The sequence below is a fragment of the Pseudomonas sp. Pseusp18 genome (genome assembly GCF_059506005.1).
Map to the genome: position 1 here is coordinate 2,277,301 of NZ_CP169240.1, position 24,891 is coordinate 2,302,191.

The window sequence follows — 24,891 nt, forward strand, 5'->3', positions numbered from 1 at the left end:
ACGCTTGTGCTCTATCGATTGCCGCCTTCGAGCGCTGCCAGTACTTCTTTCAAACGTACGACGGTGGCTTCACTGCTGCGTTGCATTGGCGCTCGCAGCTCGTCGTGGATCAATCCTCCAAGGGCCAGGGCAGTTTTCACCGGAGCGGGATTGGGCTCGATGAACAGGCTGTGGATCAGCGGCAGCAACTGGAAGAAGGTCGTTCGGCCGGCCGCTAAGCGGTTGTCGCGAATCTGTTGATACAGCGTCACGAACAGCTCGGGATGAACATGGGCCGAGGCGGCAATCGCGCCTTTGGCGCCCAGGCATAGCGCGCCGAAGATCTGATTATCTTCGCCGCACAGCACGTCGACGTTACCGCTGGAGAGCAGCGCGAAGGTGTTGGCCGGGTTGCCGCCGCAGTCCTTGATCGCGACGATCCGCTCATGGGCGACGATCCGGAGCAGGGTCGTCTGCTCGAAGGCTATGCCGGTGCGATAGGGGATGTCGTAGAGAATAATCGGGGCGCTGGACGCATCGGCGACTGTCTTGAAAAAGGCTTCGAGGCCGGACTGGGAAGGGCGGATGTAGTAGGGCGGCGGCACCAGCAAGCCCGCCAGGGGACGCTTCAGGATTTCGCTTTGAAATTGCAGCAACTCGGTGAGGTTGTTGCCGGCCAGGCCCATGACCACGCGTTCTGGTGGAACCTGTTCCAGCACCGCATCGAGCACCGCCAGTTGCTCGTGTTTACCCAGCGCCGCGGCTTCCCCGGTGGTGCCGCAGACCACTATGCCATCGACGCCTTTTTCCAGCAGATGACTGACCAGCCGTCGCAGCCCGGCGAAGTCGATCGCACCATTGTGAAACGGCGTAACGATGGGAACCCAGATACCTTGAAACGATGACATGCACTTTCTCCTGAAGGTTGACCGATTTCGTCACCGTCAGAAGCGTAGAAGGAAGTCAGCAAGAGGAGGGGTGTCCGCCGCGCTCAATGTCCTGTCAGCTCATCTGACGGGACAGCGCGCCCCGGTCACATGAGCGACTGTTTCTTCGATTTAGGGGCGTGCGCAACGCAACCTTGCGCCTTGGCATTCAAGCCAATGACGACAGTGTTGAGGTTGAAAGTTGCGGACATGGTTGCTTACACCCTGAATGAGGCGCCCAGTTTTAAAAGCCGACGGGGTATTTGTCAATCGTGAAGTCGTTGCAAGTGCGCAAGATTGTTCAAGCCATCGGCCATGACTGCTGGCACAGTCTGAAGTCTTTTCCTGGTTGTAGAGCGTTATGTCCAACTCATTCATGCCGCGTACTGCATTCCTTCGTGGCGCCGCGGCCATCATGCCGTTGTCCCTGGCGACCGCGCCCTGGGGATTGCTGGCCGGCTCCATGGCCATCGAGGCCAACCTCACGCCCCTGCAAGGCCAGGGGCTGTCGAGCATCGTGTTTGCCGGCGCGGCGCAATTGGTCGCCATTGGCATGCTCAAGGGCGGTGCTGGGGTCTTTTCGATTCTGTTGACCACGTTGCTGCTGACCTCCCAGCATTTGCTGTACGGGATGAGCATGCGTTCGGTGATTTCCCCGTTGCCGGGCTGCTGGCGTATCGGGCTGGGCTTTTTGCTCACCGACGAGTTGTTCGCCCTGACCAGCCAGCATGACAAACAGCAGTTCAATCGCTGGTACGCCCTCGGTGTGGGCCTGACGTTTTACATCGCCTGGAACCTCTTCACCCTGGCGGGCATTGTGCTGGGCAGCAGCATTCCGGGCCTTGAACACTTGGGACTGGACTTCTCCATCGCGGCGACGTTTATCGCCTTGATCACGCCGGTGGTGCGCAACGTTCCGACAGTGGTTTGCGTGGCAGTCTCGCTGTTCTGTTCGGTGCTGTTCAGCTATTGGCAATGGGGCTCGGCGCTGGTGCTGTCGGGATTGGCGGGCATGACCGCAGGGTTCATCTGCAACAAACTCTACGTGGGGCGCACATGATGGTCTGGGCTGTGATTATCGGGATGGGCCTGCTGGTGTTCCTGAACCGCTACGTATTTCTTGAACCTCGGCTGCCGGTGCGCTTGAGCAGCAATGCCCGGCAGTTCCTCGGTTTCGCGGTCCCGGGCATGCTCACCGCGATCTGCGGGCCGATTGTGTTCATGCCCGACAAACAGTTGAACCTGCAGTGGGACAACCCCTATCTGATCAGTTCGCTGGTGGCCGTGGGCCTGGTGCTTTACACCCGCAATACTCTGCTCAGCATGTTGTTGAGCATGGGCTTTTTCTTTTTGCTGCGCTGGTGGCTCTGAGTCGTCCGGCGTGAAACTGTTCTACGCTTAACGGATGATCCCTTGAGGACGGGAGGTGGACATGGCCACTGAACCAAAGCGTCCGGACCTGGATGAAGACACAGATGAACCGACGGAAGAAGAAATCGAGCGGCAGAAGCGTTCGATGCCGGACTGGAAACACCCCGACGATGGTAAAGAACTGTCGGACCGCGACCAGGAGCGTCCGCTGAAGCCCTGATCCGCTTGCACATAGCCAAAAGCCCCGCCAATTGATGGCGGGGCTTTTTAGTTTTTGTAGTTTGAAATGCAATCACCTGGGGAGCAGGCGCTGGAACCAAACACTGTGTACCCTTATCCAACCTCGGCTCGCAGCGATTGGCGGGTCGATCGAAGGGATGAATGGGCGAGGGGTTTTTGCCATTAAACGTGACGGTCGCAAGGTCTGGCCCAAGGCAAAACATGAAGCAGTTGATCAAGGTTCTATCCGTATTCGCCATCGCCGTCGGCCTGTTTGGCTGTATCGCCGCCCCCATTGAAATGACGCCGCAGACGCAACAGCGCCTGCGCGCGCAAGCGCCGATCCGCTTTCTGCTGACCTTCGACGACGGGCCCAGCGCGTCCGGTTTCTACAACCCGACCGCCACTGTACTCGACAGCCTGGCGCACAATCCGCTGCAACCGGACATCAAAGCCGTGTTCTTCGTGCAGACCCGAGCCTCGGGCGCCGGCGGCAGTGACGTGGGCCGCCAACTCATGCAGCGCGAAAAGACCGAAGGTCACTTGCTGGGTTTCCACACGGCCACTCCCCACCACACCAACCATCGCTCCCTGGAGCCGGAGCAACTGGAGCAATCGCTGACCAACGGCAGCGCAGACATCGCCGCGATCACTGGCACTCCACCAAACCTGGTGCGTCCGCCGTTCTGGAACTACGACAAACGCACTTTCGCCGCCTACCAACAGCATGGCATGCACGTACTGCTGACCGACCTGAGCGCCAATGACGGCAAGATCTGGGGCTTCAACGCCAGCCCTCGGCGGCGGGCCAATATGCTGCGGCAGCTGTCCGAAGTCCGCGAGCGCATCGCCCTTGGCGAGTTGCCGACGGTGGATGGGGTGATTCCGGTGGTGGTGACCTTTCACGACCTCAACCGCTACACCGCCCGGCATGCCCGCGAATACCTGCAAATCCTCCTCGACAGTGCCAACGCCACCGGTCTGGCCACGGCGCAGAAACCGTTTTACGACGACACGGCAGCGCTACAGCGGGCGGCCATGGCGCGCACCGTCAAGCAGAGTTCCGAGCCTGTTCGTTTGCCGGGGATCTGGAATTGGATATGGGATGGGGATGCTCACTGAACCCGCTGGCGCATTGCGCAAGCTGGACTAATCTCAGTGGATCCAATCGGGAGGCCGTCCAGGGAGGGCGTCTGTCATGGTTTCAATTGAGCAGCTTTGCCAGATTGTCGAGTCCGGTTTCAAGCCGCTCTCCTGCGAATGCACCTTGAACCAGAATGAAACCTTGCGGATCAAGGTTTTCGATCAGAGCTCCGGGCGGATTGAGTTGTTGATCACCGGCGTATCCCCCGACAAACTGATCAGTGTTCGCGATATTTCCAACCTGATCGGCGAACTTCGCACAGAAATGCGTGCCGGTCGCCGAGCGTTCGCCGGTGTCGTGGCCTAACGCACTCCCTGTAGGAGCTGGCGAAGCCTGCGATCTTTTGATCTTCGGCATGTTCGGAACCGCTGAAAATCAAAAGATCGCAGCCTGCGGCAGCTCCTACGCCGAACGCAGCCTCGCTGGGGCTCGACAGCTGCTACAGATTGCCTAACGGCTGGTTTCAAGCTTTTCGCGCGGCAGCAGTTCATCGATCATCTGCAAGCAATGATTCAACCCTGGCGATACATCGCCCACGCGCCTGCTGAGAATGATCGGCGAGATCGCGTTGTCTTCCAGCACCGGAGTGAAGCCAATGTCGTCGCGGTGCAGTAACTGCACCGAGGCCGGTACCAGCGTCACCCCGATTCCCGCCCCCACCAGACCAATCGCCGTTTGCAGCTCGTTGGTCCATTGCGCCACCTTGATGTGCACGCCACTGGCTTCGAACAACGCGATCACGTGGTCGGCGTAACTCGGGCGCGGATTGCCGGGGTAGAGCACAAAAGGTTCTTTCGCCAGTTCCCGAAGGCTGATGGGCCTGGCGAGGAGCGGGTGGCCGGCGGGCAGGGCGGCCACCAGTCGGTCTTCGGTGAGCACGGTCTGCAGGATGGCCGGGTCGTCGATGCGGATGCGCCCGAAGCCGATATCGATACGCCCGGCCTTGAGCGCCTGCACCTGTTGCAACGTGGTCATTTCCGAGAGCCCCAACTCCAGCGCCAGAGGCTCACCGCTGCGCAACCGGCGAATCAGTTCCGGCAGCACGCCATAGAGTGTCGAGGGCGCAAAGCCGATGCCCAGCCAGGTTTTTTCGCCCAGGCCGATCCGCCGCGTGTTGTCGCAAACCTTGCCCAGTTGTTCGAGCAGGGCGGTGGAGTGTTCATGGAAAAAACGCCCGGCGTCGGTCAACTTCAACGGTCGGCCGCGCTCCAGCAGCAGTACCCCGAGTTCGTCTTCCAGCTGCTGGATCTGCCGGCTCAGCGGCGGTTGGGCGATGTGCAGCAGTTCGGCGGCGCGGGTGAAGTTGAGGGTTTGAGCCAACACCTGAAAATACCGCAGGTGACGCAGTTCCATGGGGCCTCCGGATGTCGATCTGTTAAATACCTTTAAGGTATCGAGTCAGACCAATTCTATATTGGCTTCCCGAAAAAAGCCGTACCAGAATCGGTTCCAGAACTTTAAGAACCTGACGGGTATCGCGACATGCTTGCAACAGCCATTGAATCGATCGAGACGATCATCGTCGATCTGCCGACCATTCGCCCACACAAGCTGGCGATGCACACCATGCAGAACCAGACCCTGGTGATCATTCGGGTGCGCTGTGCCGATGGCATTGAGGGTATCGGTGAGTCGACCACCATCGGCGGCCTGGCCTACGGCAACGAAAGCCCGGACAGCATCAAGACCAACATCGACAAACACGTCGCGCCACTGCTGATCGGCCAGGACAGCGGCAATGTGAATGCCGCGATGTTGCGCCTGGAGCGCAGCATTCGTGGCAACACCTTCGCCAAATCGGGTATCGAAAGCGCCTTGCTCGACGCCCAGGGCAAGCGCCTTGGCCTGCCGGTCAGTGAACTGCTGGGAGGACGGGTTCGCGATGCGTTGCCGGTGGCCTGGACCCTGGCCAGCGGCGACACGGCCAAGGACATCGCTGAAGCGGAAAAAATGCTCGACCTGCGCCGCCACCGGATCTTCAAGCTGAAAATCGGCGCTGGCGAGGTCAACCGCGACCTGGCTCACGTCATTGCGATCAAAAAAGCCTTGGGTGATCGCGCCAGCGTGCGGGTCGATGTCAATCAGGCCTGGGATGAAGCAGTCGCTCTGCGGGCCTGCCGGATCCTCGGCACCAACGGCATCGACCTGATCGAACAACCGATCTCGCGCAATAACCGCGCCGGCATGGTGCGCCTGAATGCCATGAGCCCGGCGCCGATCATGGCCGATGAATCCATCGAATGCGTGGAAGATGCCTTTAACCTGGCACGGGAAGGCGCCGCTTCGGTGTTCGCTCTGAAAATCGCCAAGAACGGCGGCCCGCGCGCGGTGCTGCGAACCGCCGCGATTGCCGAGGCGGCCGGTATCGGCCTGTACGGTGGCACCATGCTCGAAGGCGGAATCGGCACGCTGGCCTCGGCCCATGCCTTCGTCACGCTGAACACATTGAGCTGGGATACCGAGCTGTTCGGCCCGCTGCTGCTGACCGAAGACATCCTCAGCGAGCCCTTGGTCTACCGCGATTTCCAACTGCACGTCCCGTCAACACCGGGGTTGGGCCTGGTTCTGGATGAAGAACGCCTGGCGTTTTTCCGTCGAGACAAAATATCCACTGCCGTTCATCAAGCCTGAGGAGGGCATCATGCTGTTTCACGTAAAAATGACCGTGAATTTACCGGTCGACATGAACCCGGAGCGCGCCGCTCAGCTCAAGGCCGACGAGAAAGCCCTGGCCCAGCGCCTGCAAGAGCAAGGCAAGTGGCGTCATCTGTGGCGCATCGCCGGGCTCTATGCCAATTACAGCGTGTTCGATGTCGACAGCGTTCAGGAACTGCACGACTTGCTGATGCAATTGCCGCTGTACCCGTACATGGCCATCGAGGTCAACGCGCTGTGCCGGCATCCTTCTTCCATTCGCGAGGATGACCGCTGAACCCAGCCTGTTCAGTTCGCTACGCTAATAATTACAAGATGAGGATCCACCATGAACGTCAAGATTTCCCACAACGCCAGTGTCCAGAAGTTTCTCGAAGAGGCCAGCGGCCTGCTCAACGAGGCCGGCGATCCGCGGGTCAAAGCGCTGGTTTACCGCATCCTGCGCGATTCGGTGAACATCATCGAAGACCTGGCCGTGACCCCGGAAGAATTCTGGAAAGCCGTCAATTACCTCAACGTGCTGGGCGCGCGGCAGGAGGCCGGTCTGTTGGTGGCCGGGCTCGGTCTTGAGCATTACCTCGACCTGTTGATGGATGCCGAAGACGAGCAGGCCGGCAAATCCGGCGGCACCCCGCGGACCATCGAGGGGCCGCTGTATGTGGCGGGTGCACCGCTGTCGCAAGGCGAAGCGCGTCTCGATGACGGCGTCGATCCGGGTGTGACTCTGTTCATGCAGGGCCGGGTGTTCAACACCGCTGGCGAACCGCTGGCCGGCGCGGTGGTGGATGTCTGGCACGCCAACACCGGCGGCACCTATTCGTACTTCGACACCACCCAGTCCGAGTTCAACCTGCGTCGCCGGATCGTCACCGATGCCGAGGGCCGTTATCGCTTCCGTAGCATCGTGCCGTCGGGCTACGGCTGCCCGCCGGATGGTCCGACCCAGCAACTGCTCAATCAACTGGGCCGTCATGGCCAGCGGCCGGCGCACATTCACTTCTTCATTTCGGCGCCGGATCATCGTCACCTGACCACCCAGATCAACCTCGATGGTGATCAGTACCTGCATGACGATTTCGCCTACGCCACCCGTGACGAACTGATCGCCAAGATCACTTTCAGTGACGATCAGCAGCGTGCGGCGGCCCATGGCGTCAGCGGGCGTTTTGCCGAAATCAATTTTGACTTCACCTTGCAGTCGTCCGCCCAGCCTGAAGAGCAACAACGCCACGAGCGGGTGCGTGCGCTCGAGGACTGATACCCCTCGACCAGCCGAACCGGGCCACGAGATAACCGACCGTTTATCTCGTGGCCTTCTGTGTTTCGGCCCTAGAATGGCGGCGCCACTGATAACAACAATGAGAGTGAACCGATGATGCAAGCGCAATTGTTGAGTCATCGCAGCAGAGTCTTCGACCATGCAGACCCGTATGCGGTGTCGGGCTATGTCAATCAGCATGTCGGCAACCATTGCCTGCAGATGCCCAGGGCCGGCCGGCCGCTGGCCAGCCTCGATCATCGCAAGTTTGCCAGCCTTGATCTGTGCCGCATCAGTTATGGCGCCAGCGTGCGGGTTACCTCTGGCGCGCTGGACAGCATCTATCACTTGCAAGTGCTGTTGCGCGGCAATTGTCTGTGGCGTGGCCATGGTCAGGAACATTACTTCGCGCCCGGCGAGTTGCTGCTGATCAATCCGGACGATCCGGTGGATCTGACCTATTCCAGTGATTGCGAAAAATTCATCCTGAAAGTCCCCACCCGGCTGCTGGAATCGGTGTGCGAGGAGCAGCGTTGGCGGTATCCGGGGCAGGGCGTGCGGTTTCTGGAGAACCGTTATCAGCTCAATCAACTGGAAGGCTTCGTCGGCCTGCTGGCGATGATTTGCCAGGAAGCCGAGGCTTCCGAGCCGATTCCTCGCGTGCAGGAGCACTATGCGCAAATCGTGGTCAGCAAGATGCTCGGCCTGATGAAAACCAACGTCATGCGCACCGATCCCGGCTCAGCCTCGGCCACGTTCGAGGCGCTGGTCGATTACATCGCCTGCAACCTCAAGCAAGACATCGACAGCGAAGAACTGGCGCGCCAGGCGCGGATGAGCTTGCGTTCGCTGTATGGGCTGTTCGAACGCAATGCGGGGGACACGCCGAAAAACTACATCCGGCAGAAGAAGCTCGAACGCATTCACGCCAACCTGAGCGACCCGACCTGCAACGTGCGCAACGTCACGGAAGTGGCCATGGATTACGGCTTCCTGCACCTGGGCCGGTTCTCCGACAGCTACCGTAAACAGTTCGGCGAATTGCCTTCTGACACCCTCAAGCGCCGTCACTGATTGCCAGGGAGGTTTGACGCATAACCTGTGGCGAGGGAGCTTGCTTGTGGCGAGGGGGCTTGCCCCCGTTCGGCTGCGCAGCAGTCGTAAATCCTGCCGACGCGGTGTGCCTGACAGAATGCCGGGGGCCGCTTCGCAGCCCAGCGGGAGCAAGCTCCCTCGCCACATTGGCAACCATCAACCACCGACCGCCCTTTGCACAAAACGGATACAGGTCTGCACCCCGCGGATAGTCCGCCCCATCCCCACGTCCTAGCATGGCCCTGCCTGAATAAAAACAATGGAGGCGGCGGCCATGTCCCTGCGACCCGAATACCTTCACTCCCTGCTTGAAGAAAACCCTGAACAGGGTATCTATCGCTGCAAGCGGGAGATGTTCACTGACCCGCGGCTGTTCGACCTCGAGATGGAACACATCTTCGAAGGCAACTGGCTGTACCTGGCGCACGAAAGCCAGATCCCCAACAACAACGACTTCTACACCACCACCATGGGGCGCCAGTCGATCTTCATCGCGCGCAACAAGGATGGCGTGTTGAACGCCTTTATCAATGCGTGCAGCCACCGCGGGGCGATGCTCTGCCGGCACAAGACCGGCAACAAGAGTTCGTACACTTGCCCGTTCCACGGCTGGACGTTCAACAACTCCGGCAAGCTGCTCAAGGTCAAGGACCCGGCGGCGGCCGGCTACCCGGCGAGCTTCAATTGCGAAGGCTCCCACGACCTGACCAAAGTCGCGCGTTTCGAGTCCTATCGCGGTTTCCTGTTCGGCAGCCTCAAGGCCGACGTGGTGCCGTTGGTGGAGCACCTGGGCGAGTCGGCGAAGATCATCGACATGATCGTCGACCAGTCCGCCGACGGCCTGGAAGTACTGCGCGGTTCCTCCAGCTACATCTACGAAGGCAACTGGAAACTTACCGCCGAGAACGGTGCCGACGGCTATCACGTCAGCTCCGTGCACTGGAACTACGCCGCCACCCAGAATCAGCGCAAACAGCGCGAAGCGGGCGAAGACATCCGCACCATGAGCGCCGGCACCTGGGCCAAGCAGGGCGGTGGTTTCTATTCCTTCGACAAGGGCCACATGCTGCTCTGGACCCGTTGGTCCAACCCCGAGGACCGTCCACTGTACGAGCGTCGCGACGAGTTGGCCCGGGACTTCGGCCAGGCCCGCGCCGACTGGATGATCGAGAACTCGCGCAACCTGTGCCTGTACCCGAACGTGTACCTGATGGACCAGTTCAGCTCGCAGATCCGCATCGCCCGGCCGATCTCGGTCAACCGCACCGAAATCACCATTTACTGCATCGCCCCCAAAGGTGAAAGCGACCACGCCCGTTCGAGCCGCATTCGTCAGTACGAGGACTTTTTCAACGTCAGCGGCATGGCGACTCCAGACGATCTGGAAGAGTTTCGCTCCTGCCAGACCGGTTATCAGGGCAGCGTCACCACCTGGAACGACATGTCCCGTGGTGCCGAACACTGGATTGAAGGCGCCGATGACGCGGCCAAGGAAATCGACCTGCACCCGTTGCTCAGCGGGGTGCGTACCGAAGATGAAGGCCTGTTCGTGCTGCAACACAAATATTGGCAGCAGACCATGCTCAAGGCCCTGGCCGCCGAACAGTCCGACCTGATTGCAGTGGAGGCCGTGCAATGACCATGACCTATGACGCGGTGCGTGATTTTCTCTACCGTGAAGCGCGCTACCTCGACGACAAGCAATGGGACGACTGGCTGGAGTTGTACGCGCCGGACGCGACCTTCTGGATGCCGTCCTGGGATGACAACGACGAATTGACCGAAGACCCGCAGCGGGAAATCTCGTTGATCTGGTACGGCAACCGTACGGGCCTGGAAGACCGCATCTTCCGCATCAAGACCGAGCGTTCCAGCGCCAGCGTGCCGGACACCCGCACCTCGCACAACCTCAGCAACATCGAGCTGATCGAACAGGCCGACGGCCTGTGCAAGGTGCGTTTCAACTGGCACACCCTGAGCTTTCGCTACAAGACCGTCGACAGCTATTTCGGCAGCAGTTTCTACACCCTGGATGTGCGCGGCGAGAACCCGCTGATCTTGGCCAAGAAAGTGATCCTGAAGAACGACTACGTTCGCCAGGTCATTGATGTTTACCACCTCTGAGGCGGCCGTCATGACTCATTCCATTGCGTTCAATTTCGAAGATGGCGTCACCCGGTTCATCGACGCCAACGCCGGCGAAACCGTGGCCGATGCCGCGTACCGCCAGGGCATCAATATCCCACTGGACTGCCGCGACGGCGCTTGCGGCACCTGCAAGTGTTTCGCCGAAGCCGGGCGCTACGACTTGGGCGAGGACTACATCGAAGACGCCCTCAGCGCTGACGAAGCGCAGCAGGGTTTTGTCCTGACTTGCCAGATGCGAGCGCAGAGCGATTGCGTGGTGCGGGTGCCGGTTTCATCGGATGTCTGCCGTACTCGTCAGGCCAGTTACGACGCGACCATCAGCGCCGTGCGTCAGCTGTCCGACAGCACCATCGCACTGTCGATCAAGGGCGAAGCCCTGAGCAAACTGGCGTTTTTGCCGGGGCAGTATGTGAACCTCGGGGTTCCCGGCAGCGAGCAGACCCGCGCGTATTCGTTCAGCTCGTTGCAGCGTGACGGCGAAGTCAGTTTCCTGATTCGCAACGTGCCCGGCGGCTTGATGAGCAGTTTCCTGACCGGCATGGCCAAGGCCGGCGACAGCATGAGCCTGGCCGGACCGTTGGGCAGCTTCTATCTGCGCGATATCCGCCGGCCGTTGTTGCTGCTGGCCGGTGGCACCGGTCTGGCGCCGTTTACCGCGATGCTGGAAAAAATCGCCGAGCAGGGCAGCGAACATCCGCTGCATTTGATCTATGGCGTGACCAACGATTTCGACCTGGTGGAAATCGATCGACTGGAAGCCTTTGCCGCACGAATCCCGAACTTCAGCTTCAGCGCCTGCGTGGCCAACCCCGACAGCCGGCACCCGCTCAAGGGCTATGTGACCCAGCACATCGAGCCACGGCATCTGAACGATGGCGACGTCGATGTCTACCTGTGCGGCCCGCCGCCGATGGTCGAAGCGGTCAGCCAGTTCATTCGCGAGCAAGGCATCGCGCCTGCGAACTTCTACTACGAGAAATTTGCCGCCAGCGCGGCCTGAGCTGCGCTGTTGTGGGAGAGATACATGAATAGATTCCACGAAAAAATCGCGCTGATTACCGGTGCCGCCCAAGGCATCGGCCGGCGTGTGGCGGAACGCATGGCCGCCGAAGGTGCGCGGTTGATTCTGGTCGACCGCTCCGATCTGGTGTTCGAGTTGCAGAAAGAACTGGGGCGGGACAGCCAGGTGCTCGCCCTGACCGCCGACCTTGAGCAATACAGCGAATGCAGCCGCGTGATGCGCACCGCCGTCGAGCGCTTCGGGCGTCTCGATGTGTTGGTCAACAATGTCGGCGGCACGATCTGGGCCAAGCCTTTCGAGCACTATGAAGAGTCGCAGATCGAAGCCGAAGTGCGCCGTTCATTGTTCCCGACGCTGTGGTGTTGCCATGCCGCGCTGCCGTTCATGCTTGAGCAAGGCAACGGCGCTATCGTCAACGTTTCATCCATCGCCACCCGCAGCGTCAATCGCGTGCCTTACGGTGCGGCGAAGGGTGGGGTCAACGCGTTGACCGCGTGCCTGGCGTTCGAAACCGCCGGCCGTGGGGTACGGGTCAACGCGACCGCTCCCGGTGGCACCGAAGCGCCGCCGCGGCTGATTCCGCGCAACACCGCGGAACAAAGCGCTCAGGAAAAGCTGTGGTATCAGCAGATCGTCGACCAGACCCTCGACAGCAGTTTGATGAAGCGCTACGGCACGCTGGATGAGCAAGCAAGCGCTATCCTGTTTCTGGCCAGTGAAGAAGCCTCCTACATCACCGGCATGGTCATGCCGGTCGGTGGCGGCGATTTGGGCTGACAGGCTCGCAACACACCCTCCATGAACGGGAGTCATCCTGATGAGCGATAAACCCACCATTGTCCTGGTCCATGGTTTTTGGGGCGGTGCCGCCCACTGGAACAAGGTTATCGCGCAACTGATCCACAAGGGCTACACCAACATCCGCGCGGTTGAAATACCGTTGACCTCCCTGGCCGACGACGCCGAGCGAACCCGCAAAATGGTCGCTCAGGTACCGGGGCCGGTGCTGCTGGTGGGGCATTCCTATGGCGGTGCGGTGATTACCGAGGCCGGCGATCAACCGAACGTCGTGGGGCTGGTGTACATCGCCGCGTTTGCCCCGGACGTCGGTGAAAGCCCCGGCAGCATTACCCAGCAGCACCCACCGGCAGCGGCCGCGAACCTGGCCCCCGACAGCGATGGCTATTTGTGGGTGAAGCCTGAGCTTTACCACGAAAGCTTCTGTCAGGATCTGCCGGCCATCGACGGGTTGGTCATGGGCATCACCCAGAAAGCACCGTTGGCCAGCACTTTTGGCGACACCATCAACACGGTGGCGTGGAAGAACAAACCGTCGTGGTATCAGGTTTCTGCCTTCGACCGGATGATCGCGCCGCAAAACCAGCAATGGATGGCGACGCGGCTGAACGCCCGGGAGATTCTGACCCTGAATGCCAGCCATGCGTCGCTGGCCTCGATGCCGGCCGAGATTGCCGGGTTCATCGATAAGGCCGCGACTGCTTTGGCCAAAGCCTAGGACTTACAAGCGACGCTGAAATGCTCTGACGATTCTGAGCGTGGCGTCGCTGGTGTTCAGGTTCTGGACGGCGTCCAGCGGGTACCAGATGCAGTCGAAGATTTCATTCCGTGGCCGAGCCTCCGCCAGGTTTACGACCGACGCTTCGTAGACATGGTGGCGGGTGCTGGCCGTGTCCAGCTCCATCAAGTACAGCAGGCCGTCGACCCCAAGCCCGGTTTCTTCATAGAGCTCTCTTGTGGCCGCGCCCGCGATGGTTTCGCCGGGCTCGATTTTTCCGCCCGGCAGGGTCCAGCGCCCCCTGGGTTTGCGCACCAGGAGAATGTGCCGGTCCTGCTCGCAAATGACGGTTGCGCGTACTTTCATGGATTACCTGACTGCCGGTTGTCATAAAGCAGTCATAAAAATGCAATATTCAGACCGCAATCCGCAGACGTGTCTGCTTCAAGGGTTAGAGTCGACAGGGCGGTTGAAAGTGCATTTAACTGCCGGAATCCTGACGCGACGTCTGGTCGGCACTTCAGTGAAAGTCGGGTGTAAGGTAACTGAGTGGACCCTGGACTATCACTGCCGAAATGGAGGTGACTAATGAGCGTTCCGATGCTGACCAAAATGCACATGAACGGCTATGACGTACTCAGCGTGAACAGTGGCCCGTGGCGGGTGTGCACCAAAGGTGACCGGCTTGGATCCTTTGGCAGCCGAGAGGAAGCACTGGCCTATGCGGCTGCACTTCCTGCCTACAGAGCCCGCTCGGGCAGATCGTCGCGTAGCCACAAATCAGACAAATAGTGCGCCTGAAGCCCCGGCATGCCGGGGCTTTTTTGCGCTGTAAGATCGTGGGTCAGTAACCGCCGCCCATCCCGCCCGTTGAGGGGGAATGCTCTCTGGCTTTTTGTTGGACACGACTCCATTCCGCGCACGTCATGAAACTTTTATGGTCGACCTGGCCCCTGCCGTCGAAGCTGACGTTGTACGGCTGCTGATGGCCGGCCTGGGTCAGCTTGTAATCAAAGCAGGTGCCAGGTTCCACCGTGCGGTCTGTTATCGATAGCGGTTTGCCGCCAATCTGCTCGACCTGATCCTTGGTCATGCCGGCTTCGACCTTGGCGACCAGCGGCTGGTCCCGGTAAATTTGTGATTCGGTGTTGCAGCCACCTGCCGCCGCCAGCACGGCGATCAGCGCGCATAGAGGCTTGTTCATGGCAGCGCTCTCTAGTGAGCTTTCGTTCGAGTGATGGTTTTTGCTTTCACCTCTTCAGCATAGCCCGCCAGCCGCTCTTCATCGCCCTGGAACAGCGCGCACAGCCTTAGCGTTGCCTCTGCGTCCGCATCATTGCCGGCCAGGCGCAACTGCTCTGCGATGCGCAAAAGCTCTACCGCCGACCACCTCAGATCCGACGCCACACCTTGCAGGTCACGCCGAAGTTGCTGTTCATATTCGTTAAGCCACATGATGACCTCCTGCAATTCCCCGCTACGAAATAGTAATCCCATTTACCTCAATGGAGCGTTATGTTCGTCTGATCCAAAGAGAGTCGAAATCATGCAACAACCTGCCTACCAACTGCTGGAAGTCGCCAACGGCAAGCCCATCAAACTCTGGACCGAAGGCGTGCCGGTTGAAAGCGAAGCCCGGCAGCAACTGATCAATACCGCGAAGATGCCGTTCATCTTCAAGCACCTGGCGGTGATGCCGGACGTGCACCTGGGCAAAGGTTCCACCATCGGCAGCGTGATCCCCACCGTGGGCGCGATCATTCCGGCGGCCGTGGGCGTGGACATCGGCTGCGGCATGATTGCCGCGCGCACCTCGCTGAGCGCTGCCGATTTGCCGGACAACTTGCACGGTCTGCGCACTGCCATTGAAAAGGCCGTACCCCATGGCCGTACATTGAGCCGTGGTCGCCGTGACGAAGGCGCCTGGGAGCGCGTTCCACAGCAGGCCGATCAGGCCTGGGCGGCGCTGAACCCTCGGTTCAAGGCGATCATCGACAAGTACCCGAAACTCGCCAGCACCAACAACCGCCACCATTTGGGCACCCTCGGTACCGGTAACCACTTCATCGAGGTATGCCTGGACGAGGCCGATCGTGTCTGGTTCATGCTGCACAGCGGTTCTCGCGGCGTGGGCAATGCCATCGGTACCCTGTTCATTCAATTGGCCCAGGCTGACATGCGCGAGCACATCGCCAACCTGCCGGACCGCGACCTGGCTTACTTCAAGGAGGGCAGCCGGCACTTCGATGACTACGTCGAAGCGGTGGGCTGGGCTCAGGACTTTGCTCGGCAGAACCGTGCCTTGATGATGCAAGCGGTGATTCACGCGGCGCGGCAAGTGATCCGCAAACCCTTCGAGGTCGCGCTGGAGGCCGTGAACTGCCACCACAATTACGTACAGAAAGAGCGGCACTTCGGTGAGGACATCCTGGTCACTCGCAAGGGCGCGGTCTCGGCGCAGAAGGGCGAACTGGGGATCATTCCCGGCTCCATGGGGGCCAAAAGCTTCATCGTTCGCGGCCTCGGCAACGAGCAATCGTTCTGTTCCTGCAGCCACGGCGCCGGTCGCACCATGAGCCGTACCAAAGCCAAAAACACCTTCACCGTCGCCGACCAGATCCGCGCGACCGCTCATGTGGAATGCCGTAAGGACGCTGCGGTTATCGACGAGATTCCGATGGCCTACAAGGACATCGACAAAGTCATGTATGCCCAGCGTGATCTGGTGGAAGTGCTCCACACCTTGCGGCAGGTGGTGTGCGTGAAGGGCTAAGGATGGAAGGTGCTTCCACTGGTCGGGAAAATCAACGGGAGCGAACAGCTCTGCTGTCGTATTGAGATAGCGATCTATTCGCTGGGGCGAGGTATCTCAAATGACGGCGACTGATGATTTCAGACACCATGCGCATGAACTGATCGCGGACCTGGATGCGGCCACCACGGAAATGATGAAGTTGATTTCAGCCCATCAGCTCAGTGGGCCGGAATGGGAACGGGTCACGAAATGGCAGCATGAAGCGTACGAGCGGTGGATGAAGTATCTGAATGCGAGTTCGTATACCGATTCCGGCTCGGGGGTCGATCCGGGGCAGGGAGAGGCCTCTGTATAGAAGCCTCTGTATAAGAAAGCTCCTTTAGAGCGGCGTAACCCCCGCGTTTGTTGGATGTCTGCCCACGTACAGGCTACATTTCCCATTTTTCAGGATAGAGAAGCATCATGCGGATGTTGATAGCGGGAGTAACGGTGGCTGCGTTGGCGGGCTGTTCATTGCCCGCATCCCTGGTGCCCGGTGAGCCCAATGTCAGCAAATACAGCGATAAGGCGCCCAAGGAATATGCCGGGTGTGTATTGCCGTTGTGGCGTCAGGAGATTGCGGGAACGACGCAAACCGCGATTTCCAATGGCTACCGGATTACTGCACCGAGCGTCATCACAGCTGACGAGATTCTGGATATCGTGAAGTCGAAGGATGGCAGCCGGGTATCGCTTTACCAAGGACCGCCATGGGCCAAGTCAGGAGCGCTGCGCCAGGCTGTCCGGGATTGTCTGTAACGGCGTCTTCAGTAGATGACTCAAAAATAGTGTGGATATTTAATGAGTTACGAGATTTAGTAACTGGATGGTGAGTCAAAATATCTTGTTACAGATCAATTGATTGGGTAATATTGCCCCGCGTTCACCACCACGGTTTATGCATTTTTAAAGCCCAGGCGTCCATCAGCTGCCTGGGCTTTTTTTTTGTCTGGCATTTAGGGATGGCTTGCAAGCACGCTGCTGGCAGAGCGCCAGCAGCGTCGGTGATGAGGTGGGTAAGCGCTATTGCTAAAACCAGTTGTTACCCGGCCGGATCAGCCTTGCGCCGATCACTGCCAGAAGGATTGCCAGTGTTTATAAGCCTTCTCTCGACCAGGACATTTCGCAGGGCCTGGCGTGCCGAAGGATCCAGTTGATGTTCTCTCTCCTTGAGTTCAAGCAAGATGGGGCTGGACCAGCCACGATAGGTTTGCTCGGTAATACGAGTAGGCGTCATCTATCTCTCCCTTGTGAGTCGCCCGACAACACAGTGGGCGAAGTCCTGTGCGATAAAAATCCTAGTCGAGGAAACGATTTGTCGCCAGCGATTGGCAGTGCCGACTGTCCTGCGCAACGTAGGTTGTTGGTGATTCGGGCGTAAACTGAAAAGGCTACCTCATCAAAAGGAGCCGCATATGATCGCCGACCAAACGATTAGACAGGCGTCGGAGCAAAGCACTGTTTGGGACCAATATTTCTGTGCTGCGCTGATTGCCGAAAGCCATCTGACGGCACCGGTGGTAGGAGAAACCACCCACGAAGACAGGCAAAAACTGCTGATCCAAAGGGCCAAAGCGCTCGCCGACAAGATGCTTGAAAACAGAAGATAAAACGGAGCCCGGCCATTGCGCCGGGCTCTTCACTTCTCGCCCCTTTGACAGGTCACCTGGCCAGGCTGTCACTGGGTGGCGCGATGGACTGATCCGGTTTTTTTGGGCGCTGAGTTCTTTGTTCGTGGATCGTCTACAGTTGGTAATTCATGGATACGGAGATCGAACATGAAGTGCTTAATTTGTCACGCTGTCTCTAACACTGTTCATGTGGCTGAAGACTGGTCAGAAGTTGCATGCTCGGCTGGATGTGGACGCTTCAGGGTCTCGGCCAACCTTATTAAAAAGATGAAGAGCAGGAACGAATCCTTTGACATCGAGCGCACAAGACAATGGCTCAAGATGTCCCGCAATGACGAGCCGGTGCCGCTGATATCCCGCTATGACTACAACGTTGCCTTGTTGCATCGCGACACCGGGGAGAAGTCGGCCATCGCGCCGAGTCGCTCCAGGCAGCCGCTGACTTCGGATTAGATTCCGCTCGTCATTGTTGCGAACCGGGATTCTCCAGCGCCGCTCATTGAGCGGCGTTTTCGTATCCGGCGTTGCTCACGGAACAGCGCAATACGGAAAAACCTGGGGGGAGAGCAGGCGGTTCCGGATGGGTGGGCGAGCGGTTAACTTGTTGATACAAATATGAATCTGTATCATTTAGTTTCAAATCAAGGGTGCGAGGGAGTGCATTGCCCACATAAAAATAAGGTCCAGGTAATGCTCAAAATGCTACTCGTGTACGGTCATCTGATTGCCACCTGTATTGCTCTGGGGAGGGTGCTGCAGGCAGATCAAAAGCTATGGAGCTGGCGCAAGGATGTGTTGAGCCAGGTGCAACGCGAGTATCTCGACGAGACTCAAAAAATTGTCACGCTCGCGCTATTGGCTCTTTGGGGAAGTGGTTTGCTGCTGGTGCTCCAGGGTTACCTCTATGAAGGAACCGCGTATCTGCTCAATCAAAAGCTCTGGGCCAAGGTGAGTGTTGTCGCGCTGCTTAGCCTCAACGGCGCTTTGTTGCATCGGATCGGTTTTCCGCTGCTGCAGAAGGCTCCCTTTGTTTTCTTACGCAGCTGCGCCCGGACTCGCCTTGCACTGTTGGGCGCTCTCTCTATGAGTGGCTGGTTATTTGCCGCATTCCTGGGGGTGGCTCGAGCGTGGAATCACGTACTGCCTTACTTGCATGTGATGGGTGCTTTTGCCGCGTTTTCGTTAGTGGCTTGTGCAGTGGCGTGGATAGTCGCCAGCACAGCGGGCGCCATGGATGATGAGTGGTCGCGCACTGGGAGTGAGTAAAACCTGATTATGCCGGACGCAGGCTGTTCAGGTTTATTCAGAATTGTGTTCGGGACACAGGGCGCAACTCTGGATAGAGTTCTCACCGCTCACCCAGCTTCGGCTCTTTACCAGGCACGGAGTGCTAGGCCTTGGTTGGGCGAGCACCCATTTTTGATTGTTCTCGACAGAGAGAATGACGGCGCACGCGAAACCGTGCTCCCTTCAGGCACCGTCCCTGAGCAACTGGCTGAACGCCTCCAGTTCACTTTTTTCCACATCGGAAACCAGCACGAAGCGCATGTGGTTGACTTGCCAGGACACCACGTTAAAGCCACGAATCGTCTGGGTCTGCCGCGGCTTGTCTGCCTCCGGCACGGGCAGGATAAACACATTGATGATGTGCTTGGCCCTCCCGTAACTCAGGGCTGCCGTGGTCTGGTGTTGCAGATAATCCAGCCGCCCGCCCAGTAATGGAAATCCCTGCGCCGAGTAATCGAATACCGGCGGCGAGAAGTCGAGTTTACCGGTGAACCAGGGCTTCACGGTGTGGCGGTCGGAGGACACCACATCGTTCAGATGCTCGCCCATCAACGAGCGGACATGGCTGGAGACAGCCTCGTCCATCAGCGGTTGCTCGCTGCCCGGCGTCATCACATAAAGCACTGCCGCCAAGGCCAGCGCGGCCGCGGAAAACGTCGGTGCGAACCATTTCTGCCAGCGCTCGACGGCGCGAGTCGCGGGAGCACCTGCGGCAAACACGCTGGCCGCTAACGATGCCGGCGCCGGGTAATACGGCGCCTGGCGCTTCACACTGACCTTCAGCAGTTTCACTTCATCATGCAGCCGCGCGCACTCGGTGCATGCGGCCAGATGCGCAGCCACATCCGCAGTCGTCGCAGGATCGAGTTCGTGATCCAGATAACCATGCAGCCGTGTCTGGCAAACCGTGCAGTCGAGTTCATTCATGATCGTGCAACTTCAGTAGTTCGAGCTTGAGCATCGCGCGCCCCCGGGCCAGTCTCGACATGACGGTGCCGATGGGGATATCGACCACCAAAGCGATGTCCTTGTAAGGCATGTCTTCGAGTTCTTTCAGCACAATCACCTCACGAAACACTGGCGGCAGGGCGCACAGCGCCTGCTGGATCAGCGCCGCGTTTTCCGTGTGAATAGCCAGCAATTCCGGGGTCTGGCTATGGCTCAGTGCCCCTTCGTCATCGCCAATGTCGTCATCGAAAGCAACCCAATGGCGCCCGGCCGAGGCTTTGAGCCAGGTGTAGCTTTCGTTGCGCACGATGGTCAGAAACCAGGCCTTGGCGTTGCCATCGGCGAAACGCTGCAAAAACCTGAAGGCGCGCAGGGCACTTTCCTGCACGACATCGCGTGCGGCGGCGTCGTTGCCAGTGAGCCAGCGCGCGAGGTTGTAAGCGGCGTCCAGATGGGGCGCAATCAGGTCCTCAAATCGCTTCATAGTGGCTTCCGCACTGTCACACCCCTATAACCGTGATGCGTGGTCTTTTATTCCCTGAAAAGAATTTGTTTTCCAACGCGGAATAAACACTCGTCCCGCAAGGTTTACCTCGTGTCAGCTACATCACTGTAGTCCGCTTGCGAGGACATACCGATGGACATTCAATCAATCCCACCAGTGCGCACCGACGACTTGCTGAACCCTGACCGCCGAACGCTGCTCAAGTGCTCGGCGTGGGCTGGGGCAGGAGTCATCTGGGCCCTGAGCGGCGGCATTCCCCGGGCCTTTGCGCTGGATGAGGCAGGCAACGTCGCCGACCCCAAGGCACTGGCCAGCACGTTTCACTTCGTGCAAATCAGCGACTCGCACATCGGCTTCAACAAGGAAGCCAACCCGGAGCCGGCCAAGACGTTACAGGTGGCGATCGACAAGGTCATCGCGCTGCCAAAACCACCGTCGCTGATTCTGCATACCGGCGACATCACGCACCTGTCCAAGCCTGAGGAGTTCGACACTGCGGCACAGTTGCTCAAGGGCCTGCCGTCCACCGTGCATTACGTGCCAGGTGAACACGACACCCTCGACGAGGGCGGCGGCAAGCTTTACCTGGAGCGATACGGCAAGGGCACCAAAGGCAACGGCTGGTACAGCTTCGATGACCACGGCGTGCATTTCATCGCACTGGTAAACGTCTTTAACTTCCAGGCCGGTCACGAAGCCACCCTTGGTGCCGATCAACTGACCTGGCTGGCCGATGATTTGCGGGCAGTGAAGACCAGTACACCCATCGTCGTGTTTACCCACATTCCGCTGTGGACGATTTATCAGCCGTGGGGCTGGGGCACCGAGGATGGTGATCAGGCGATTGCGATGCTGCGCAAGTACGGTTCAGTGACGGTATTGAACGGGCACATCCATCAGGTCATCCAGAAGGTTGAAGGCAACATCACCTTCCACACCGCCCGTGGCACGGCTTACCCACAACCTGCACCGGGTGCGGCGCCGGCACCGGGGCCGATGACGGTGGCCGCCGATCAATTGCGCAATTATCTGGGGATCACCGATGTGCGAGCGACACAGGGCGATCATCCGCTGGCGCTGATTGATTCGACACTGGTCTAGGGGAGGGCGGTCAGATGAAAACGCGACTGTTGGCGGTGGTGTGCCTGATGCTGTCGATGCCGGCGTGGGCTCAGGAGGTGAAGATCGATATCAAGGAGTTCATGTTTGCACCCAAGGATTTGACCGTGGCCGTGGGCACCAAAGTGACGTGGGTGAATGACGACCAGATTCCGCACACGGTGGCAGAAACCCACAAGGTGTTTCGCTCGGGGGCGCTGGATACGAATGACAGTTTTTCCTGGGTGTTCAATACGCCGGGAGAGTTCGAGTATTTTTGTGCGCTGCACCCGCAGATGATCGGGAAGATTGTAGTCACCCAGTAAACAAAGGGCGCTGGAAGGTTTAAAGACCGCAGCCTTCGACTGTTCCGACGTCTGCCGGCTCACTCAGCAGGTATCCCCAGAAATGACAAAGCCCCGAATAATCGGGGCTTTGTCGTACGGAATCTGCTGATGACGCAGTTCGAGGAAGCGCCGCTCAGGCTTGTTATTTCGTCGTTGGCTGCTTCGTACTGTCGCCCGCGTTGGCAGTCGTCACCCAATTACGCGTCTTTGGCGCCAATAATCGCTCGATGGCGCCACTCACCATGTTTTCCATCAAATTATCGCGCTCTTGTTCATCCAGCGAATGTTGCATCAGCCAACTGGGCGCGCTGTTGAGCAAGGCTGCAATGGCTCGACCCGCGGCCCGTTGCGCCGGTTCGCTCACGCGGGGTTTGGCTCCGAGCATCAGCAGCAATTTGCATTCGTATTGCTCGCGCAAGTGGCGGACCTGTTCCTGCTGCTCCTCGTTCAGGCAGCCGCTGTCGCGCTCCGCCAGTCGAAAATGCCAGGGCATTTCCTGGTGCAGATTCAGGTGGGCGCGGATCAGGCTGTTGAGCCTGTCGCGTTTTGCCGGCGCCTGTTGCTCAATGCGCCCCAAGGTTGCCAACAGCTCCTCGTAGAACTCCTCGATCAAGTCGAGCAGCAAGTGCTGTTTGCTGGGGTAATGGTGATACAACGAGCCTGGAGTGAGCCCCAGGCTCGTCGCCAGCTCACGCATGCCGACCTGACCGAAACCCTTGCTGGCAAACAGCTCCAGCACCTTGTCCCGGTACTCGGCAAACCGTGAGCAACGCTCAGGCATAGGCATGGAAGCCACGTCCCGTTTTGCGCCCCAGGTAACCAGCGGCGACCATTTCCTTGAGCAGCGGTGCAGGGCGATATTTGCTGTCATTGAAGCCGTCGTAAAAGGCTTCAAGAATGGCCAGCACTGTGTCCAGACCGATCAGATCCGCCAGAGCCAGTGGCCCGATCGGCTGATTGCAACCCAGGCGCATGCCGGCGTCGATGTCTTCGGCGCTGGCCAGGCCTTCCTGAAACACCAGGATCGCTTCATTGATCATCGGCACCAGAATCCGGTTGACCACGAAGCCCGGACGGTTGCCCGCGGTGATCGCGGTCTTGCCGAGGGTCTTTGCCATGTCCAACGCCAGGGCGTGGGTGGCATCGCTGGTTTGCAGGCCACGAATCACTTCGATCAGGCCCATCACCGGCACCGGGTTGAAAAAGTGCAGGCCGATGAAGCGCTCAGGCCGGCTCACGCTGGCGGCGAGTTGGGTGATGGACAGCGACGACGTGTTGGAAGCGATCACGCACTCGGCGCTGACCTGCGCGGCGATCTGTTGCAACACGTGCAGTTTCAGATCGAGGTTTTCGGTGGCGGCTTCGATCACCAGTTGCGCGTTCAACAGGCTGCTGTAATCGGTGCTGGTGCGAATCTTGTCGAGGGCAGCGAGCTTTTGCTCAAGCGTGAGCGTGTCTTTGGCGATCTGGCGATCGAGATTTTTATCGACGGTCGCGATTGCCTTTTGCAGAGCGCTCTCGGAAATGTCGATCAAGGTCACGTTGAAGCCGGCCAGGGCGCAGACTTGCGCGATGCCATTGCCCATGGTGCCGGCGCCGATAACGCCAATGTTCTGTAGGTTCATGCGTATGTCCTTGTGATCAAACCCGTTCGAACAACACGGCGATGCCTTGGCCACCACCGATGCACATGGTCGCCAGGGCATAACGGCCCTGACAGCGATGCAGTTCATGAATGGCTTTGGTGGCGATGATCGCGCCAGTGGCGCCCACCGGATGGCCCAGCGAGATGCCCGAACCGTTGGGGTTGACCTTCTGCGGATCGAAGCCCAGCTCTTGCGCTACGGCACAGGCCTGGGCGGCGAAGGCTTCGTTGGACTCGATCACGTCAAGGTCGGCAACGGTCAGGCCGGCACGCTTGAGCACCAAACGGGTGGCGGGAATCGGTCCCAGCCCCATCATTGAGGGCTCAACGCCTGCGTGGGCGTAACCCACCAGTCGAGCCATGGGCTTGAGACCCTGTTCCTGAACAGTTTGACCGGTGGCCATGATCAGTGCGCCGGCACCATCATTGAGACCAGACGCGTTGCCGGCGGTGACGGTACCGTCCTTTTTGAAGGCGGGTTTCATGCCGCTCAATTGTTCGGAACTGACCTCGGCCCTTACATGCTCATCCGTCGCAAACGAAACCGTCCCTTTGCGGGTCGCTATTTCAATCGGCACGATTTGCCCGGAAAAACGCCCTTCGGCAATTGCCCGGGCAGCACGCTGCTGGCTGAGAAGCGCCAATTCATCCTGGACCTGACGTGTGATGCCATAGTGCTCGGCGATATTTTCAGCGGTGATCCCCATGTGGAAACCGGCAAACGGGTCTTGCAGTGCGCCAAGCATGTAGTCGACGGCCTGCATGTCGCCCATTCGTGCGCCCCAGCGCGCTTGCGGCAACAGGTACGCGCCTCGGCTCATGGACTCGACGCCACCGGCCAGCGCAGCGCCCGCATCCCCCAGCATCAGACTTTGCGCGGCGCTGACAATCGCCTGTAAACCCGAACCGCAAAGGCGGTTGACGTTGAAGGCTGGGGTTTCTTTCGTCAGACCGGCATTCATCGCTACAACCCGGGAGATGTAGGCATCGCGTGCCTCGGTCGGGATCACATGCCCCATCACCGCATGACCGATGTGTTCGGGCGCCAGGCCTGATCGTTCGATAGCGGCGCGGCAAACGTCGGTTGCCAACTGAATAGGCGGCACATCCTTGAGTGAACCGCCAAAGCTGCCGATGGCAGAGCGGACAGCGCTCACTACAAAAATATCGGAATGGTTCATGTTGGCTCTCTGAACAGGTCTTTTTTGTTGGTCACAAGTCTAGAATCAGCAGCGCCACGGGCCTATGCCAAAACTGTTCAAGGGTGATGGCGTTTTTTGCCATGTTCAGATGTAACGAGAGAG

The 24,891-nt window shown here is 59.2% G+C and carries 34 protein-coding genes; 23 read left to right on the top strand and 11 right to left on the bottom strand.

Annotated elements, in window-relative coordinates:
• Nucleotides 1-11 precede the first annotated feature (11 nt).
• Entirely contained in the window at nucleotides 12-887 is an 876-nt protein-coding gene (dapA, locus tag ACEN9A_RS10230) for a 4-hydroxy-tetrahydrodipicolinate synthase (protein ID WP_258673453.1), read from the bottom strand.
• Between the two features lie 379 nt (nucleotides 888-1,266).
• On the opposite strand from dapA, the gene ACEN9A_RS10235 reads away from it, so the two are divergent.
• The 5 genes from ACEN9A_RS10235 to ACEN9A_RS10255 all read left to right on the top strand — a co-directional run bounded on the left by ACEN9A_RS10235 (nucleotide 1,267) and on the right by ACEN9A_RS10255 (nucleotide 3,945).
• Nucleotides 1,267-1,965 (top strand): AzlC family ABC transporter permease, encoded by a 699-nt coding sequence (locus tag ACEN9A_RS10235; RefSeq protein WP_258673455.1) that lies wholly within the window; start codon nucleotides 1,267-1,269, stop codon nucleotides 1,963-1,965.
• The gene (locus tag ACEN9A_RS10240) at nucleotides 1,965-2,276 is read left to right on the top strand and encodes an AzlD domain-containing protein (protein WP_162830927.1); all 312 of its coding nucleotides are present in this window, start codon (nucleotides 1,965-1,967) and stop codon (nucleotides 2,274-2,276) included. Before ACEN9A_RS10235 ends, ACEN9A_RS10240 begins: the two co-directional genes overlap by 1 nt.
• A 61-nt stretch (nucleotides 2,277-2,337) precedes the next feature.
• Nucleotides 2,338-2,496: a hypothetical protein gene (locus ACEN9A_RS10245; RefSeq protein ID WP_019649247.1), complete on the top strand. Its 159-nt coding sequence runs from the start codon at nucleotides 2,338-2,340 to the stop codon at nucleotides 2,494-2,496.
• Nucleotides 2,497-2,717: 221 nt separating this feature from the next.
• Nucleotides 2,718-3,617, top strand: a complete 900-nt coding sequence (locus ACEN9A_RS10250) for a polysaccharide deacetylase family protein (RefSeq protein ID WP_019649246.1) — start codon at nucleotides 2,718-2,720, stop codon at nucleotides 3,615-3,617.
• Between the two features lie 76 nt (nucleotides 3,618-3,693).
• A complete protein-coding gene (locus ACEN9A_RS10255; RefSeq protein WP_258673457.1) occupies nucleotides 3,694-3,945 on the top strand; it encodes a DUF1652 domain-containing protein in 252 nt (83 codons plus the stop codon).
• Nucleotides 3,946-4,089: 144 nt separating this feature from the next.
• Here the strand turns inward: ACEN9A_RS10255 and ACEN9A_RS10260 are convergent, their stop codons facing one another.
• Entirely contained in the window at nucleotides 4,090-4,992 is a 903-nt protein-coding gene (locus ACEN9A_RS10260; RefSeq protein ID WP_258673459.1) for a LysR family transcriptional regulator, read from the bottom strand.
• A 129-nt stretch (nucleotides 4,993-5,121) separates the two neighbouring features.
• Here ACEN9A_RS10260 and ACEN9A_RS10265 point away from each other — a divergent pair, with 129 nt between their 5' ends.
• The 9 genes from ACEN9A_RS10265 to ACEN9A_RS10305 all read left to right on the top strand — a co-directional run bounded on the left by ACEN9A_RS10265 (nucleotide 5,122) and on the right by ACEN9A_RS10305 (nucleotide 13,332).
• Nucleotides 5,122-6,270, top strand: a complete 1,149-nt coding sequence (locus ACEN9A_RS10265; protein ID WP_258673460.1) for a muconate cycloisomerase family protein — start codon at nucleotides 5,122-5,124, stop codon at nucleotides 6,268-6,270.
• A 10-nt stretch (nucleotides 6,271-6,280) separates the two neighbouring features.
• On the top strand, nucleotides 6,281-6,571 hold the full coding sequence (gene catC / locus ACEN9A_RS10270; protein ID WP_007936026.1) for a muconolactone Delta-isomerase: 291 nt from the start codon (nucleotides 6,281-6,283) through the stop codon (nucleotides 6,569-6,571).
• Between the two features lie 51 nt (nucleotides 6,572-6,622).
• Entirely contained in the window at nucleotides 6,623-7,552 is a 930-nt protein-coding gene (gene catA / locus ACEN9A_RS10275; RefSeq protein WP_258673461.1) for a catechol 1,2-dioxygenase, read from the top strand.
• 114 nt (nucleotides 7,553-7,666) lie between these two features.
• Nucleotides 7,667-8,626, top strand: a complete 960-nt coding sequence (locus ACEN9A_RS10280; protein WP_019649242.1) for an AraC family transcriptional regulator — start codon at nucleotides 7,667-7,669, stop codon at nucleotides 8,624-8,626.
• 295 nt (nucleotides 8,627-8,921) lie between these two features.
• Nucleotides 8,922-10,286: a benzoate 1,2-dioxygenase large subunit gene (gene benA / locus ACEN9A_RS10285; protein WP_258673463.1), complete on the top strand. Its 1,365-nt coding sequence runs from the start codon at nucleotides 8,922-8,924 to the stop codon at nucleotides 10,284-10,286.
• On the top strand, nucleotides 10,283-10,771 hold the full coding sequence (benB, locus tag ACEN9A_RS10290) for a benzoate 1,2-dioxygenase small subunit (RefSeq protein WP_258673464.1): 489 nt from the start codon (nucleotides 10,283-10,285) through the stop codon (nucleotides 10,769-10,771). The genes benA and benB overlap by 4 nt, the downstream gene beginning before the upstream one ends.
• Nucleotides 10,772-10,781: 10 nt before the next feature.
• A complete protein-coding gene (gene benC / locus ACEN9A_RS10295) occupies nucleotides 10,782-11,795 on the top strand; it encodes a benzoate 1,2-dioxygenase electron transfer component BenC (RefSeq protein WP_230172039.1) in 1,014 nt (337 codons plus the stop codon).
• Between the two features lie 24 nt (nucleotides 11,796-11,819).
• Nucleotides 11,820-12,593, top strand: a complete 774-nt coding sequence (locus ACEN9A_RS10300; RefSeq protein ID WP_019649239.1) for a 1,6-dihydroxycyclohexa-2,4-diene-1-carboxylate dehydrogenase — start codon at nucleotides 11,820-11,822, stop codon at nucleotides 12,591-12,593.
• A 40-nt stretch (nucleotides 12,594-12,633) separates the two neighbouring features.
• A complete protein-coding gene (locus ACEN9A_RS10305) occupies nucleotides 12,634-13,332 on the top strand; it encodes an alpha/beta hydrolase (RefSeq protein WP_258673466.1) in 699 nt (232 codons plus the stop codon).
• Between the two features lie 3 nt (nucleotides 13,333-13,335).
• Here ACEN9A_RS10305 and ACEN9A_RS10310 read toward each other — a convergent pair whose 3' ends face one another.
• Nucleotides 13,336-13,698 (bottom strand): NUDIX hydrolase, encoded by a 363-nt coding sequence (locus ACEN9A_RS10310; RefSeq protein ID WP_258673469.1) that lies wholly within the window; start codon nucleotides 13,696-13,698, stop codon nucleotides 13,336-13,338.
• A 222-nt stretch (nucleotides 13,699-13,920) separates the two neighbouring features.
• On the opposite strand from ACEN9A_RS10310, the gene ACEN9A_RS10315 reads away from it, so the two are divergent.
• The gene (locus ACEN9A_RS10315; RefSeq protein WP_007941550.1) at nucleotides 13,921-14,124 is read left to right on the top strand and encodes a hypothetical protein; all 204 of its coding nucleotides are present in this window, start codon (nucleotides 13,921-13,923) and stop codon (nucleotides 14,122-14,124) included.
• A 52-nt stretch (nucleotides 14,125-14,176) separates the two neighbouring features.
• Here ACEN9A_RS10315 and osmE read toward each other — a convergent pair whose 3' ends face one another.
• Nucleotides 14,177-14,536: an osmotically-inducible lipoprotein OsmE gene (gene osmE, locus ACEN9A_RS10320; RefSeq protein ID WP_258673470.1), complete on the bottom strand. Its 360-nt coding sequence runs from the start codon at nucleotides 14,534-14,536 to the stop codon at nucleotides 14,177-14,179.
• Between the two features lie 11 nt (nucleotides 14,537-14,547).
• Nucleotides 14,548-14,787: a hypothetical protein gene (locus ACEN9A_RS10325; protein ID WP_258673473.1), complete on the bottom strand. Its 240-nt coding sequence runs from the start codon at nucleotides 14,785-14,787 to the stop codon at nucleotides 14,548-14,550.
• 91 nt (nucleotides 14,788-14,878) lie between these two features.
• Between ACEN9A_RS10325 and ACEN9A_RS10330 the strand changes: the two genes are divergently transcribed.
• The 3 genes from ACEN9A_RS10330 (at nucleotide 14,879) to ACEN9A_RS10340 (ending at nucleotide 16,885) form a co-directional block, all read left to right on the top strand.
• Nucleotides 14,879-16,105 carry an RtcB family protein gene (locus ACEN9A_RS10330; protein WP_258673478.1) on the top strand — a complete coding sequence of 409 codons (1,227 nt, stop codon included), beginning with the start codon at nucleotides 14,879-14,881 and terminating at the stop codon, nucleotides 16,103-16,105.
• 100 nt (nucleotides 16,106-16,205) lie between these two features.
• A complete protein-coding gene (locus ACEN9A_RS10335; protein WP_018927984.1) occupies nucleotides 16,206-16,442 on the top strand; it encodes a hypothetical protein in 237 nt (78 codons plus the stop codon).
• Nucleotides 16,443-16,549: 107 nt separating this feature from the next.
• The gene (locus ACEN9A_RS10340; RefSeq protein ID WP_019649234.1) at nucleotides 16,550-16,885 is read left to right on the top strand and encodes a hypothetical protein; all 336 of its coding nucleotides are present in this window, start codon (nucleotides 16,550-16,552) and stop codon (nucleotides 16,883-16,885) included.
• Nucleotides 16,886-17,168: 283 nt separating this feature from the next.
• Here the strand turns inward: ACEN9A_RS10340 and ACEN9A_RS10345 are convergent, their stop codons facing one another.
• Nucleotides 17,169-17,363 carry a hypothetical protein gene (locus tag ACEN9A_RS10345; RefSeq protein ID WP_081625797.1) on the bottom strand — a complete coding sequence of 65 codons (195 nt, stop codon included), beginning with the start codon at nucleotides 17,361-17,363 and terminating at the stop codon, nucleotides 17,169-17,171.
• Nucleotides 17,364-17,541: 178 nt separating this feature from the next.
• Between ACEN9A_RS10345 and ACEN9A_RS10350 the strand changes: the two genes are divergently transcribed.
• From ACEN9A_RS10350 to ACEN9A_RS10360, 3 genes are all read left to right on the top strand, one after another.
• Entirely contained in the window at nucleotides 17,542-17,736 is a 195-nt protein-coding gene (locus ACEN9A_RS10350) for a hypothetical protein (protein ID WP_019649233.1), read from the top strand.
• 342 nt (nucleotides 17,737-18,078) lie between these two features.
• Entirely contained in the window at nucleotides 18,079-18,210 is a 132-nt protein-coding gene (locus tag ACEN9A_RS10355) for a hypothetical protein (RefSeq protein ID WP_256597093.1), read from the top strand.
• A 237-nt stretch (nucleotides 18,211-18,447) separates the two neighbouring features.
• Nucleotides 18,448-19,023 carry a hypothetical protein gene (locus ACEN9A_RS10360; protein ID WP_258673481.1) on the top strand — a complete coding sequence of 192 codons (576 nt, stop codon included), beginning with the start codon at nucleotides 18,448-18,450 and terminating at the stop codon, nucleotides 19,021-19,023.
• 204 nt (nucleotides 19,024-19,227) lie between these two features.
• On the opposite strand, the gene ACEN9A_RS10365 is transcribed toward ACEN9A_RS10360, so the two are convergent.
• Nucleotides 19,228-19,971 (bottom strand): anti-sigma factor family protein, encoded by a 744-nt coding sequence (locus ACEN9A_RS10365; protein ID WP_258673485.1) that lies wholly within the window; start codon nucleotides 19,969-19,971, stop codon nucleotides 19,228-19,230.
• The gene (locus ACEN9A_RS10370) at nucleotides 19,964-20,476 is read right to left on the bottom strand and encodes a sigma-70 family RNA polymerase sigma factor (protein WP_007941935.1); all 513 of its coding nucleotides are present in this window, start codon (nucleotides 20,474-20,476) and stop codon (nucleotides 19,964-19,966) included. The genes ACEN9A_RS10365 and ACEN9A_RS10370 overlap by 8 nt, the downstream gene beginning before the upstream one ends.
• Nucleotides 20,477-20,629: 153 nt before the next feature.
• Between ACEN9A_RS10370 and ACEN9A_RS10375 the strand changes: the two genes are divergently transcribed.
• Together ACEN9A_RS10375 and ACEN9A_RS10380 are read left to right on the top strand one after the other, a co-directional pair.
• Nucleotides 20,630-21,598, top strand: a complete 969-nt coding sequence (locus tag ACEN9A_RS10375) for a metallophosphoesterase family protein (RefSeq protein ID WP_258673488.1) — start codon at nucleotides 20,630-20,632, stop codon at nucleotides 21,596-21,598.
• Between the two features lie 14 nt (nucleotides 21,599-21,612).
• The gene (locus ACEN9A_RS10380; protein ID WP_007941931.1) at nucleotides 21,613-21,921 is read left to right on the top strand and encodes a cupredoxin domain-containing protein; all 309 of its coding nucleotides are present in this window, start codon (nucleotides 21,613-21,615) and stop codon (nucleotides 21,919-21,921) included.
• A gap of 163 nt (nucleotides 21,922-22,084) precedes the next feature.
• Here the strand turns inward: ACEN9A_RS10380 and ACEN9A_RS10385 are convergent, their stop codons facing one another.
• From ACEN9A_RS10385 to ACEN9A_RS10395, 3 genes are read right to left on the bottom strand one after another with little or no spacing between them, the layout of a single operon-like run.
• Nucleotides 22,085-22,729: a TetR/AcrR family transcriptional regulator gene (locus ACEN9A_RS10385; RefSeq protein ID WP_258673490.1), complete on the bottom strand. Its 645-nt coding sequence runs from the start codon at nucleotides 22,727-22,729 to the stop codon at nucleotides 22,085-22,087.
• On the bottom strand, nucleotides 22,716-23,567 hold the full coding sequence (locus tag ACEN9A_RS10390) for a 3-hydroxybutyryl-CoA dehydrogenase (protein WP_258673492.1): 852 nt from the start codon (nucleotides 23,565-23,567) through the stop codon (nucleotides 22,716-22,718). The genes ACEN9A_RS10385 and ACEN9A_RS10390 overlap by 14 nt, the downstream gene beginning before the upstream one ends.
• Before the next feature lie 16 nt (nucleotides 23,568-23,583).
• Entirely contained in the window at nucleotides 23,584-24,768 is a 1,185-nt protein-coding gene (locus ACEN9A_RS10395) for an acetyl-CoA C-acyltransferase family protein (RefSeq protein ID WP_258673494.1), read from the bottom strand.
• Nucleotides 24,769-24,891 lie beyond the last annotated feature (123 nt).